Consider the following 13,613-nt stretch of genomic DNA (forward strand, 5'->3'; position numbering starts at 1 on the left):
TCCTTTAGAAACTTACAGGCATCCTCCTTCAAAACCTTTGGCGTCAAATTTTGTCTGAACGGCACCTTTCAATCCTCCGTGGCTCAATCGTATAACCAGATTGCTCACTCCACTACCATCCCGTTTTGGGGTGCAATACTCAAAAAGATAAAAACTATTGGCCTGCTCGGCCACACGCTCCGAAATTTCATTGAAAGTAAGTTCCAATTCTTCCTTATTGGCCGCAAAGACACTGGCCGTCTTCCCTATTTCGGAAAGTACTTCGGTATCAATTTCCGAACCCAGGCCAATGGTGAAATACGAAATGTTCCTACTGGCTTCATTGACCGCTTTTAAGGCATCGGCCTCTTTGTAACGGCTGGCCTGATCGGTACCATCGGTAAACAATACCACGGAAGACGCCCCGATCACATTGGCATTGGCCCTCAATAAATCTTCGGCAATTTTGGTGGATTTGATCACCGCTCCATATAGATCCGTGCTGGGGTCGTTACTGATGTCTGCCGTAATGCCGTCCACAGCAGCAGTAAGCTCCGTTGCCGAAGAAGATAGGGGATTGAGCAAATGCAATTCATCTTCACCATCAAACCAATAAATGGCCATTTTAAAAGATGGGGTCTCTGGGGAAGGCATTACGTTATTGATAAAACTAGTGGATGCCGCTTTCAATTCCGTCAAGCTACTTGCCAATACACTATTACTCAAATCAAGCACCAATATGGTGTTGTTGTTGAATACCTGCGAATTGGGGGAAATCCTAGCTTGGGATTCCGAAGGGGATATTAAATTGAAACAGTCGTCATTTCGTCCCTGTTCATAAATGGTGAATTCATCTGCGGTAAGGCCCGAAATGGGATTCCCCAAAAGATTGGAAACCTTGAAGAGAATAGAAACTTTCCCGGGTAAGGTAGTATACTCATCCTGAATGGAGAGCAATAACTCATTCTCACCAAAACCAAGACAATCATCCGGTTCTTCGCCTAGGCCCAATTCACTATTGTTAATATCAAAACGAACGTCATCATCCGAATTACCACACGAGAAAATAACAAGGGTCAAAGAAACTAGGAAGAAATATCGAAATACATTTTTCATTTTCAAAAAAAGTTAAGGTTCTGCATGCAAAACGCACAAATTGCCCGAAAAGTATTTTGGGTCGGTGAAATTGATTTAAAGAAAAGTTAAAAAAACAATGGGGTTGTTAAATTGACAACCATCTGTGCAATTTTTAATAATTTCATCCGCCAATGGGAGGTGTTCCCTATCCAAACTACATACCAACCTAGCTAACCAAAATCAAAGACAGACTTTTATTTTATTTAGGTTGATATTATGACGATACTTTTATACGGGACCGCCAAAGAGATTGTGGGCAGCCCCACGTTGTCCGTTCCCACATCCAGCATAACCGGAAAGAAATTGCCCAAAACCGTAGGCGAACTCAAGATCTTTTTGGGCAATACGTACCCAGGACTCAAGAATCTGCCATCGTTGGCCGTGGCCGTGAACCACAACTACGCCAAAGACCACGAAATAATCAATTCCTATGATGAGATTGCTCTGATACCGCCCCCTGAATTACACTGGAAGTAAAATTCAGGATTGATCCGTTTTCTCTGCGTATCTTTAGGAAATATGGGTGCGCCGGATGATAAAACATTATATGGTTTGGTCCTTGATGGGGGCAAGAGCACCCGTATGGGCACTGATAAAGGGGAAATCGTTTACCACGAGAGTCCGCATCGCGAATACCTGATGAAACTCCTTCGACAAATATGCGATGCAGTTTTTGTGGGGACTCGAAAAGGGCAGTCGTTTGGTTATTGGGATTTTCAGCAAATTGAGGATATGGACCAATACAAAGGCCCTCTCAACGGAATTTTAAGTGCGCATGAAAAGTATCCGAACGTGGCGTGGTTGGTATTGGCCTGTGACCTCCCCTTTGTGGACAATCATTCCCTTCAAAAGTTGGTGCGGAAGCGGGATACTGATAAATTGGCCACCGCTTATGCACATCACAACGGGCAGGTTCCCGAACCTTTGTTCGCCATTTGGGAAGTCTCTGGACTGAAGGCCGTAAAAGCCTATGTTGATAAAACCCAAAAACATTCCCCACGGGATTTTTTAATGGTTTCGGATTTCAAACTGGTTCATCCCGATAAGGACATCGCTTTGTTCAATGCCAATAGTCCGACCGATTACGAATGGGCCAAACGAAAACTTCAGTCGAATGGGGAGTAGGATTATTTTTTGGTGGCGATCTTTTTGGATTGCAGACCAGCAAGTTCCAAATCTTGGAAAATTCCACAAGAAACCTGTTTTTTGACCAACGATTGGGACTTTCTGCGTTTCGTAAGGGCTTCGATTTCCTTGTTCAAGAATTGCATGGATACGTGTTTTAACCAAGAACGAAATTACACTTATTTTATTTTGATAGTCAGAAGATTAACCTTTTTTAACGTCCATTTGGGCAACCATTAAATTTAGGATGGTCATCCAATTCATTTTGAGGAGCAAGGTCGCCGTGGGAACGTTGTCCTCTTCAATGGCCTCAACAATGGATGTGTTCTGGCGAAGAATATTTTCCAGAAAATGTACCTTGTCAATGAGCTGATGTTCATAAAAGAACAATCGGAGGCGTAAGTCGTCCAAAACTTGAAGAAGGATTTTGTTCTGGCACGCTTGAACCAATTTGCTATGGAACTCCAGATGCAATTGCATCCCTTCCGAAGGATCATCGAAGGTTTCCATACGCATCAAAATATCTTTTAAGTCTCCAACTTCGGCCTTGTTTAAATGTGAAGCCTCCAACGCCATGATCTCCAATTGGGCAATGGTGCCGATAATATCCTTTGCCTCTGATTTGCTTAATGGGGAAACCACAAATCCGCGATTGGGTACCGCCTTTATGACCCTGGCATGTTCCAATTGGCTCAGCGCTTCCCGAATGGGGGTAACGCTTATTCCGGTTGCCCTTGACAAGGCCGCCAAATTAATGGTTTTGCCTATTCCCAAGCGTCCTTCCCTAATTTGCAATAATAGATGTTCCTTAATTTTGTCCCGTAAAACCCTTGTGTTGCCCATGATCGCAAATTACAAATCGTATACGATTTAACGGGTTGAAATTGCGCTTATTATCCTATATTTAAACGAGTTTAAACACTGCACAATGAAAAATTGGTTATTTACTGCCTTTATTATCGTCTTTCTGATTGGATGCAAACAGGATGTACCTGTTGAGACGGAGCCCGTCAGTTTTTATAATACCCAACTGTTTAAGGACGTACAGATGTCAGGTATTTTTGAAGATTCCAAAACCTTTGTGGATCTGGTCCCTAAAAAGAATATAGCAATACTTGAAGAAGAGTACCTTCAAAGAAAAGACAATCAATCATTTAGCTTAAAAAATTTTGTATCGGACAACTTTGAGGACAAATCCATGAAAGGACTTCAATTTGAGCTCGATACCACCCAAAACATGTACACCCACATTTCGCATATGTGGGACAAGCTGAAAAGAAATCCGGACAGTGTCATCTCCCATTCCACCCGAATTGCTTTGCCCTATAACTACATTGTTCCCGGGGGACGTTTTCAGGAAATCTATTATTGGGACAGCTACTTCACCATGGAAGGACTGTTGGTGGACGAACAGCAGGAAGTGGCCCAAAGCATGGTGGATAATTTTGCTTTTTTGATCGATTCCATAGGATTTATACCAAACGGTACTAGGGATTACTATAAAACCCGTTCCCAACCTCCTTATTTTGCTCTAATGGTTGATGCCATCGCCAGAAAAGATCAGCAATTACTTGTAAAATACCTTCCACAAATGACCAAGGAATACCAGTATTGGATGGAAGGGGCCCAAAAAGGGGATAGCCTTGACCCTGAAAAAAGAGTGGTCAATCTAAGTGACGGCATAACACTTAACCGGTATTGGGATGCCGGTAATACCCCAAGACCAGAATCCTATAAAGAAGATTTTTTATTGGCCAGTTCTTTACCGAACGATTCTTTGAAACGATTGCTTTACAAAAACCTAAGGTCCGCTGCGGCTTCGGGTTGGGATTTTAGTTCCCGTTGGTTCGGGGAGAAGGGAGGCCTCGGCTCCACCGAGATTCTGTCCATTTTACCCGTCGATCTGAATTCCCTACTGTTTTTTATGGAAAAAACACTGGCCAAGGCCAACGGCATCAAAGGGGATACTTCTGCACAACAGCGATTTGAAACATTGGCGGAAACAAGAAAAAAGGCCATTGAAACATATTTCTGGAATGCCGAGGACGGCTATTTCCACGATTACAATTTTGAGAAAGGATCAATGACCACCGCACCAACATTGGCGGGGGTCACTCCTTTGTTTTTTGGCCTTGCCTCCCAAGAACAGGCAGAAAAAGTAAAGGATATGATCATGACCACCTTTTTAAAGGATGGGGGATTGGTCACCACTTTGGATCATTCCGGACAGCAATGGGACGCTCCAAATGGCTGGGCACCGTTACAATGGTTGGCTGTTAACGGACTGTTGAACTATGGCTACGTGGACGAGGCCAAGGAAATCATGATAAGGTGGCTCACCTTAAACGAAAAGGTGTACGCCAATACTGGAAAAATGATGGAAAAATACAATGTGGAGGACCTATCCTTGCTTTCGGGAGGAGGGGAGTACCCCACACAGGATGGTTTTGGCTGGACCAACGGAGTAGCTCTCGGCTTTAAACAATTGTTGAAAGACTTGGAACGCCCCAATTAAATTGGATCATTGTCTTTTTACATAGACATAGGACTGCACACCAGGTAAATCCTCACCTTCGACTTTGATGATTCGGTTGGTACTTATTTGCAAGGTACCCAATAAAGAACTCCCTTGGAATGCAATCTGTACTCCGTCACTGGCCCAGGCTCCCGTCCCCAGGCTACTACCGGAACAGTCTACATAAACTTGGTTATTGGTGATGCTGGTCACCGTAAAATTGGTCTGTTCAAACTGCCAGGTCATATTTTCCCTGATAATCAACGTTCCTGAAATACAATCCGCTTCGTCCATCAAATTGGTAGAGGAAGAGCCATCGCCATCCACATCCACAGCCGTGCTTACATTCACTTCCTGCAAATCATACGTTCCATAAATATCCACTTCCGTAGTTGTTGAGCCACCATCATCATCGCTGCAAGCAATGAACACCAACAAGGACACAACAAAAAGGAAAATACTTTTTAGGTTTTTCATGGGGAAATCATTTTTATCAATGGGAAAGATAATATTATTTCGATGAAATTGGGGGAAGGGCCCCGGGCATTTTGTCGATCAGGGACAATCAAGTACACTAAACTGCCTTGTGTGCCGTTTAATGACCACAAACACTTAACTGAAGTAACATGATGAGACTTACACAAAAATTTTATGCGGTTGCCTTTCTTGGGATTGCCGTTTTGGGTTTTCAATCCTGTAGTGAAGATGGCATGCCAAGCGAAGACGAAAAACTGTCCCAAGCAGAACTACAGACCATTTTGACCACAGATGAGGTGGCCGGTGTTGCCGATAACGCCTTGGCGGAAATCTATGCCGGAAGCACCGCAAAGATACCCACAGCCAAGATCAGTGATTGCTATACCGCTGAATTCACCGAAACCGGTTTTGTGGCCACTTTCAACAATTGTGTGCTCAATGGCACCGACAATATCAACGGAACGGTGACCGTAACCTACGAAGCCGGAACGGAAACCGCATCGTTCACCGCTACTTATGTGGACTTTTATGTGGGCACCATCAAAATAAACGGTACCCGAACCTATGTAGTGAATACCAGCGTGGAGCAGTCCACCGTTTCCTTTACCGTGACCAGCGACATGTCCATCGAAATGGAAGATGGCAGCGTGATCAGCGAAGCGGGTGAAAAAACATTCGGTATCACCTTTGGTGAAGACCTTGCGAGCACCGTGTTCAGCTTGTCCGGTCACTGGACCGTGGAAGCCGATGGCAATGTATATGCGGTGGAAACCTTGGAAGACCTCCAAGGCAGTGCCGCCTGTGACTATTTGACCACAGGGGTGATGGTAGTTTCCAAAAACGGACTGGCCGTAACCATTGATTTTGGCGACGGGGAGTGCGATGATGTAGCCACATTGATCTATCCTAACGGAGCGAGCGAAGAAATATCCTTATAATCATTTTTGGAAAGATGTGAAAAAAGCACCGAGTTTATCGGTGCTTTTTTTATGCTACCTCCTTGAGAAGGTTTGGCTATATTTAGGGAAACAATTGGATTATGATCAAGCGGTTGATACAGGCCCAGAATGATTTTTTTGCGACACATAAAACCTACGAAGTTGCGTTCCGAAAGCAATACCTGAAGCTTCTGTACCAGGAAATTTCGGATAGGGAGGATGCCATTTGCGATGCCCTTTATGCCGATTTTAAAAAACCCCGCTTTGAAAGTCTGGCCACCGAGACCCAATTTGCCTTGGCCGAATTGAAATATACCATCAAACACGTGGAACGTTGGAGCCAACCGAAGCGGGTAGCCTCGTCCTTGACCAATTTTCCATCTAGGGAATGGATCCAATCCGAGCCTTTTGGTAAGGTATTGATCATCGCGCCTTGGAACTATCCTTTCATGTTGGTCATTTCCCCATTGATAGGGGCTTTGGCCGCTGGCAATACGGCCGTAATAAAGCCTTCGGAACTGAGTCCTAATACTTCTAAGATCATTGCTGATATCATAAAAAGGGTGTTCCCGCCCGAATATGTGGCCGTTGTGGAAGGGGGAGTGGAGGTATCCACCGAACTTTTGGCAGAAAAATGGGACTACATCTTCTTTACGGGAAGCACGCAGGTGGGCAAGATCGTGTACAAAAGTGCCGCAGAACATTTGACGCCCGTGACCTTGGAACTCAGCGGAAAAAATCCCTGTGTAGTGGACGAAACAGCTTCAATAAAACTGTCCGCAAAGCGAATTACCTGGGGGAAATTCCTGAACGCGGGGCAGACCTGTATCGCCCCGGACTATATCTTGGTGCACGAATCCAAGAAAGAAGCCTTGGTGCAGGCATTGAAGGATAAAATCACTGAATTTTATGGTGAAAAAATTGAGGAATCGCCTGATTTTGCACGAATTACCACGGAAAAGCACTATTTGGGACTTAAAGCAAAGCTTGAAGGGCAAAACATACTTTTTGGCGGACATTGGAACGATGACACCCAATATATAGCACCCACTTTGGTGGAAAAACCGGATATGGACAGCGCTTTGATGGCCGGAGAGATTTTTGGGCCCATTTTACCGATCATTCCTTATGCAACAGAGAATGAAATGCATGATATTATTGCACGATATGGAAAACCCTTGGCATTTTACGTCTTTAGTAACAACAAGAATTTCCAGAAACGGATGATGGCGCAATATCCGTTTGGTGGTGGAACCATCAACGATACAGTGATCCATATCAGCAATAAAAAATTGCCGTTTGGCGGCGTGGGCGGTTCTGGGATTGGCGGTTACCATGGGAAATTCAGTTTTGAGCTATTCTCACACAAAAAATCCATTGTAAAGCGGGGTACCTGGTTGGATGTTCCGATTCGCTACGCACCGTACAAAATTCCGTTGCGATGGGCCAAACGTATCAAACATTTGTTTTAGATCATTACTATAGGGAGGGGTTTTGAAATATTCTATTTTACATAATGTGGATTATAGTACAAACACTATCGTACAACAAATTGCGAATAGCTGTGCTATTTGATATAAAATCAGTTCTGATGCTTTAGCGTCATAACGACAACGATTTTATGTCAAAGCAATTTGCCCTCAACAGGAACTCAAGGAAGCTGTTTTGAAAATCCATGTTGAGCAAAATACTTGTGCCTAAATCCATCATTCCTTTCACTTGTTTTCTTCCTCCTCATCATTTTCATCCTTTCCATTGACCTTTAAACTAAAACCGCCGACAAATCGAATAGAAAATTGAAATTGTGTATCCGTGAGCCCTTCAATATCGCTTCTAGAAGCCCCTCCAATCATTGGCATGGTGAACTCAGCAATAATATTGTTCAACCTAAAGCTAAATGAAGGTTCCCAACCACTGAAATCCTTATCAGTTGTGCCTAAAAATTGCTCTCGAAAAGGGTCATTACTCTCAGAGGAAATGTCTCCGGTTATATTTCTGGAACTATAATTTAAACCTAAGCGTATACTGTATTTTCTTTTATTTTCTTCGTCCCTAATTTTATTGTTGGGAAGAAACTCATGAAAAAAACCAAATCTAAAACTTATCGCTCCTCCATATTTACTGAGATTAGAAGTCTCGTCAGTATAATTCCACAAGATATTGGATGCATTTACTCGAACATTAGCTCCACTTATCAACTTTGTAATCCAACTTCCCTTACTCCAATTCAATTCTGGATTAAAGAAAATATTTGCATTAATGAATATGGATTGTTTAGGACTTACAGGGTTAAGAATATAGGTGCCAAAATTTCGCTGATTTGTCACAACACCCATTTCATCCACATCAGCTCTTAATGAATCAACACTGGAAGCTACATTAATATATGCCTCCATATCTAGGCTTTCAACCAATTTATTTCGATACTCTGATTTAATATGTCCATTATCTTCTCTCCGCAAAAAATAACGTTCGAAGATAACACCCAATCCTGCCGAACCCTGTACCTCATCACTTGCTTCACTTATATTTTGTTGCAAGTTTGCGGTACCAACAAAGTCAATATGGAACTGATTTGGCCCATCGGTGGGAATACCTCTGCTGAGAAAGACTTCCAATTTTTGATGTTTAGCTTTATTAATTTGATTAATTGATTTATTCTCACCTAACAAATTGATATCTATAACTACTTTACTTTTTCTTTCTGGCAAGGAATCACTCGCTATTTCCAAGAAAACGGTTTTTTCTTCATTTAACCCAGAAAGAGAGAATGATTCAGTATGTAATTTGTAAAACTGATTATTCATGTCCGTTTCATCCTGATTTATCATCAAATTTAAGGTGTAAGCACCCAATTCCTCCTTGGATAAATTTTGAGACTCAAATATTAGCTTAAGAGGTATAAAGAATCTTTTCTTCACTACTTGAACTTTAATTTTAGACGTATCAAAGCCAACTTTAAGTTGAACTTCTTGACCTCGCGATTGAAAAGTAAATAATAGACAAAACAATGAAACAATGCTTAACAAGTGTGTTTTCATAATTGTGATTGTTAGTTAGTTGAACTTAAATATGAAATAGAGCAATATGAAAATGACTATGATTGGGTCCATTTCAATTGCAAAAAGGGGAGATTAACTAGTAGGAAATCAACGACTTGGAGTTGTTAAATATAAAAAATGTAGGGAAAATACCTTTGCACAAAAACCTTAAAAATTCTGGGGGTTTTACCCATTCCATACACTTTTACCTCCCCTACTTCCCATCTACTGCGCTCAGGACAGGCTCCGACAACAAATTAGGCATGTGGCCATACCTGTTTAGGTTTTGCATAGTCATTGGAGACCTCATAAAAAGCTTCCGTCAACGTATCCCCGGTTATGGTGACCATGGCAAAACCGTTGAGTACCCTTAGCTTTTGTACTTCATCCGTTGGGCCGGGCATATGCGTACATGCATAATAATCAACCGTACGATCTGTTCCGTGGCTGGCCTTTTTCAGATAGGACCCATCACCAAAAGGTATGGATGCATGTCCGCAACATCGCATTTTATGGGTGGCCGTATGGCTCCCAACGATATAGAACGATAGATTGTCCCTATACACGATACCGTTGTGCACATGGCCCCAGTACCAAGCTTCGGGCAAGTGTTGGTCCATGGCCCCCACCACTTGGTCCCACAGGGTTTCATTGGGAGTTGGACCGTCTTTGGCCACTTCTATTCCATTGTGGTGGGTCAACAGAAATATTTTTTTACCGGTCCTATACGCTGAACCCAAATAGCCCAACTGCTCTTCCCCTCCTTCCGAATTGCACAGGGACCCCTTCATGTACAGCATGCTATCGTCATAATAGGCGGAGTCCAGCCCCACAAATATCCAATCCCCAATGGCCAATTGGAAACAACTGCTGCCCTGTTGTTGATGGAACATGGGGTCTTGCAGGCTTGTTCCCAATAATCCGTTGGCACCATCATACATCTCGTGGTTGCTGTTCATGGTATAGACCCTGCCCTTATAACTATCGGGAAGCAGGTCCAAAAGGTGTTTTCTTTCCTCTTTGGAAGTTCCTGCGTAGTACACATCGCCCAAATGAATGATATAATCGGGGTTCTGTGAAAGCACTCCATCGATGACCAACTGGGCCGGACACTTGCCCTTTCCCCCATCTTGCCAAACCCCGGTACCCCAATCCCCGATGATGGCCACAGTGGCCTTGGAGGGTATCTCCGGATGCTGGGCCGTTTGCGGTGGCGGAACAAAGCCGTGCTTTTTGTGCGGAAATATTTTGTAGTAAAAGTAATAGACCATGACCAGCATCCAACGGTAATCCAACTGACAATATCGCGAGGCTGCATATAAGGTGCCATCGCCCGACACCCAGCCCGCCAGATTGGCGTTTGCTTCCAACATCTCGGGAGTGATGGTAGATGGAGGCAAATGAAATGCGGTCCTCAACAAAGGGGTAAGATGTCTCTCATCAATAAGATGGTTCAAGTGATACAAGGCCAATACATTTTCCATGTCATGGTCATACTCCTGGCTTTGTAGGTTTCCCGAATGCGCATATTGTTCGCAAGACTTTAGGTAATCCCAAAAGGCATTCCCGGATGTCTGGGCCGCAAGGGTCAAGGGCCCTTCGGATTGTGCTTTTTCAAGTTTCTGGTTAATGTCATCCAATTGCTCCTGCAAGTCGGATGTGATGTTGTAAGTGGCCATATCGATTGTTTTAGAAAAGTTTTTCGAACTATCCAGGGGGTCTTGATATATCGGGGAGTTTTCTCTGGACTGTTTGGGGGAAGTAATAAAAACACGTCCAACCCTTAAATGTAGGTATTCCTATTGGATTTCCATTGGGTAAAAACCAATTAGTTTCGAGGGTTTTACCACAATTCGGCGCAATTTTTCACTCCCCTGCCCATGTCTTAGAATAATGGGAAAATAATGGAGTAAATATGATATCATGCAATAATTTCATATATTAGTAACTGGTTACGTAAATAAAAACATATATGAATTTTGATACCATTGGTGAAATGGCCCTGGGTAGTAGATTAAGGGCGTTGAGCGAAACGGTTACTGAAGATGCAGGGCGGATCTATGATCTTTATGATGTGGAACTAAAGCCAAAATGGTTTCCCGTTTTCCACTTCCTGTCCCATAATGCAACGGGAACACCCATCACAACCATTGCCAACGAAGTGGGACACTCCCACCCCTCCGTGATCAAAATAGTCAAGGAGATGTCCAAAGCCGGATTGGTCGTAGAACAAAAGGACAAATTGGATGGACGTAAAAACAACATCTCCCTGACCCAAAAAGGAATAGACCTTTCCATAAAAATACAGGAGCAATATCTGGATGTGCAGAGTGCCATAAAGGATATGCTGGACCAAACCAACCACAACATTTGGCTGGCCATCCAAGAGTTTGAATACTTGCTGGGTGAAAAATCCCTTCTTAAACGGGTCATGGAACAAAGGAAAGCAAGGGAGTCTTCAAACATAACCCTTGTTGATTATAGGCCAGAGCATTACCCCGCGTTCAAACACCTTAATGAAGAATGGATCACCTCCTATTTTAAAATTGAAGATGCGGATAGAAAAGCTTTGGAAAATCCCAAGGAACATATATTGGACACTGGTGGGAAAATATTGGTGGCCTTACAGAACGGCACTGTTTTGGGCGTTTGTGCCCTTATTAAAATGCAGGACAACCATTATGACTATGAGCTGGCCAAAATGGCCGTATCCCCTTTGGCAAGAGGAAAGGGCGTTGGATACTTATTGGGAAAAGCCATTGTGGAAAAAGCCAGATCCTTGGGTGCTTCCAACATATACCTGGAGAGCAATACCATTCTAAAACCGGCCATATCACTTTATGAGAAGTTGGGTTTTCAAAAAGTGGCCGGGCACTTTACACCTTATGAGCGGTGTAACATTCAAATGGAACTTAAACTACACTAACCTAAATGGAAGTTGAAAACAAAATAGCAATGGTCATAAAGAATGATCTTATGGATTGGCAAAAGCTCAATGTCGCATCATTTTTAGCAAGCTCCATAGCGATACAATTTCCTGAAACCCACGGGAAATCATTTGTAAACGCATCGGGATCTCAATATCTTCCTTTTATCAAACAACCCATTCTTATTTACAAAGCTGATGTCCAGCTTCAAATTGATAGGGCATTCGCAAGGGCCAAACAAAGGGAGTTGAATATCGGAATATATACCCATCCCCTATTCGTCACCAAAAACGAAGATGAAAATCATATTGCAATGGGTAGGTTCTCGGATGAAAATCAAACTTTGGTCGGGATTATCGTATATGGCGATAAAAGAAAGGTGGGCAAAGCTTTGGACGGACTTAAGTTTCACGGATAAGGAGCATGGACATACCACTAAGGGAATTCAATTACAATGCTACGACCACGTGGGCACTTAGCTGATCCTTTTTGACTAATGCAAGAGTCGATTTGGATACATTCTTCGTGATATGGTTGTCGAATTTTGTAGCAACAAAAAAAATCATGATGAAAATAGTAACAACAGGCTCATTGGGCAACATTGGAAAACCATTGGTTCAAAAGTTGGTACAGAACGGACATTCTGTAACCGTGATCAGTAGTAATCCCGAAAGAAAAGGACCAATAGAGGAAATCGGTGCCCAAACCGCCATTGGCATAATGGAAGAAATCGATTTTCTTACTGAAACTTTCAAGGATGCGGATGTGGTTTACCTAATGGAAGCTGTCGGGCAAAATATGATGTTCGATCCAAACTTTGACATTATCAAAGCCTACTCGAACATCGTCAAAAACTACAAGCAAGCCATTATTCGATCAGGAGTAAAAAAAGTAGTGCACCTGAGCAGTGTTGGTGCGCATACTACCGAAGGAAATGGTGTACTTTCAATGCACTATTATGCAGAGCAGATCTTGAACGAATTGCCAAATGATGTGTCCATCAAGTTTATACGACCAGTCGGTTTTTATACCAACATATACCGGTTCATGAAAAGCATAAAAGAGAATGGGGCAATCGTGATGAACTACGGTGGAGACAAAAAAGAACCTTGGGTTTCACCATTGGACATTGCTTCCACAATTTCTGAAGAAATGGAAAGACCGTTTGTTGGCAGAAGCATTCGCTATGTGGCCAGTGAAGAAATTTCGCCCAAAGAGATTGCGCATCAATTAGGTAAAGCCATTGGAAACCCCAATTTAAAATGGGTATCCATCAGTAGTGAAGAATTGTTGGACGGAATGCTGAAAATGGGAATGAACCACCAAATAGCCAAAGGATTCATTGATATGCAATCCGCTCAAGGTGATGGCTCTCTGTATGAAGATTATTATAAAAACGAACCCGTTTTGGGAAAAATAAAATTTGCGGATTTCGCCATAGGGTTTGCCAAGGAATTCAACAAACAATAAAATT

At 42.8% G+C, this 13,613-nt stretch carries 14 protein-coding genes; 8 read left to right on the forward strand and 6 right to left on the reverse strand.

What is annotated here, in order from left to right; genetic code table 11:
- Positions 1-12: 12 nt before the first annotated feature.
- Positions 13-1,095 carry a vWA domain-containing protein gene (locus GTK07_RS06255; RefSeq protein WP_163634142.1) on the reverse strand — a complete coding sequence of 361 codons (1,083 nt, stop codon included), beginning with the start codon at positions 1,093-1,095 and terminating at the stop codon, positions 13-15.
- 237 nt (positions 1,096-1,332) lie between these two features.
- Here GTK07_RS06255 and GTK07_RS06260 point away from each other — a divergent pair, with 237 nt between their 5' ends.
- Together GTK07_RS06260 and mobA are read left to right on the forward strand one after the other, a co-directional pair.
- On the forward strand, positions 1,333-1,593 hold the full coding sequence (locus GTK07_RS06260; RefSeq protein WP_163634144.1) for a MoaD/ThiS family protein: 261 nt from the start codon (positions 1,333-1,335) through the stop codon (positions 1,591-1,593).
- 42 nt (positions 1,594-1,635) lie between these two features.
- Entirely contained in the window at positions 1,636-2,241 is a 606-nt protein-coding gene (gene mobA / locus GTK07_RS06265) for a molybdenum cofactor guanylyltransferase (RefSeq protein ID WP_163634146.1), read from the forward strand.
- Between the two features lie 2 nt (positions 2,242-2,243).
- Here mobA and GTK07_RS19175 read toward each other — a convergent pair whose 3' ends face one another.
- Together GTK07_RS19175 and GTK07_RS06270 are read right to left on the reverse strand one after the other, a co-directional pair.
- Complete coding sequence (locus GTK07_RS19175) at positions 2,244-2,387, reverse strand: hypothetical protein (protein ID WP_203583744.1); 144 nt, start codon at positions 2,385-2,387, stop codon at positions 2,244-2,246.
- A 58-nt stretch (positions 2,388-2,445) separates the two neighbouring features.
- On the reverse strand, positions 2,446-3,084 hold the full coding sequence (locus GTK07_RS06270) for a GntR family transcriptional regulator (RefSeq protein ID WP_163634148.1): 639 nt from the start codon (positions 3,082-3,084) through the stop codon (positions 2,446-2,448).
- Positions 3,085-3,169: 85 nt separating this feature from the next.
- Here GTK07_RS06270 and GTK07_RS06275 point away from each other — a divergent pair, with 85 nt between their 5' ends.
- On the forward strand, positions 3,170-4,756 hold the full coding sequence (locus tag GTK07_RS06275; protein WP_203583745.1) for a trehalase family glycosidase: 1,587 nt from the start codon (positions 3,170-3,172) through the stop codon (positions 4,754-4,756).
- Between the two features lie 6 nt (positions 4,757-4,762).
- Here GTK07_RS06275 and GTK07_RS06280 read toward each other — a convergent pair whose 3' ends face one another.
- A complete protein-coding gene (locus tag GTK07_RS06280) occupies positions 4,763-5,233 on the reverse strand; it encodes a hypothetical protein (RefSeq protein WP_163634150.1) in 471 nt (156 codons plus the stop codon).
- A gap of 149 nt (positions 5,234-5,382) precedes the next feature.
- Between GTK07_RS06280 and GTK07_RS06285 the strand changes: the two genes are divergently transcribed.
- Positions 5,383-6,171, forward strand: a complete 789-nt coding sequence (locus tag GTK07_RS06285) for a hypothetical protein (protein ID WP_163634152.1) — start codon at positions 5,383-5,385, stop codon at positions 6,169-6,171.
- Between the two features lie 101 nt (positions 6,172-6,272).
- Complete coding sequence (locus GTK07_RS06290) at positions 6,273-7,643, forward strand: aldehyde dehydrogenase (protein WP_163634154.1); 1,371 nt, start codon at positions 6,273-6,275, stop codon at positions 7,641-7,643.
- Positions 7,644-7,886: 243 nt separating this feature from the next.
- On the opposite strand, the gene GTK07_RS06295 is transcribed toward GTK07_RS06290, so the two are convergent.
- Both GTK07_RS06295 and GTK07_RS06300 read right to left on the reverse strand, forming a co-directional pair.
- Entirely contained in the window at positions 7,887-9,212 is a 1,326-nt protein-coding gene (locus GTK07_RS06295) for a hypothetical protein (protein WP_163634156.1), read from the reverse strand.
- Between the two features lie 257 nt (positions 9,213-9,469).
- Positions 9,470-10,891 carry a metallophosphoesterase family protein gene (locus tag GTK07_RS06300; protein ID WP_163634158.1) on the reverse strand — a complete coding sequence of 474 codons (1,422 nt, stop codon included), beginning with the start codon at positions 10,889-10,891 and terminating at the stop codon, positions 9,470-9,472.
- Positions 10,892-11,184: 293 nt separating this feature from the next.
- Between GTK07_RS06300 and GTK07_RS06305 the strand changes: the two genes are divergently transcribed.
- The 3 genes from GTK07_RS06305 (at position 11,185) to GTK07_RS06315 (ending at position 13,609) form a co-directional block, all read left to right on the forward strand.
- Complete coding sequence (locus GTK07_RS06305) at positions 11,185-12,138, forward strand: bifunctional helix-turn-helix transcriptional regulator/GNAT family N-acetyltransferase (RefSeq protein WP_163634160.1); 954 nt, start codon at positions 11,185-11,187, stop codon at positions 12,136-12,138.
- A 29-nt stretch (positions 12,139-12,167) separates the two neighbouring features.
- Positions 12,168-12,557: a DUF2000 domain-containing protein gene (locus GTK07_RS06310; protein ID WP_163634162.1), complete on the forward strand. Its 390-nt coding sequence runs from the start codon at positions 12,168-12,170 to the stop codon at positions 12,555-12,557.
- 146 nt (positions 12,558-12,703) lie between these two features.
- On the forward strand, positions 12,704-13,609 hold the full coding sequence (locus tag GTK07_RS06315; protein WP_235932448.1) for an NAD(P)H-binding protein: 906 nt from the start codon (positions 12,704-12,706) through the stop codon (positions 13,607-13,609).
- Positions 13,610-13,613 lie beyond the last annotated feature (4 nt).

Source organism: Flagellimonas sediminis (assembly GCF_010500845.1).
Lineage (GTDB): Bacteria > Bacteroidota > Bacteroidia > Flavobacteriales > Flavobacteriaceae > Flagellimonas > Flagellimonas sediminis.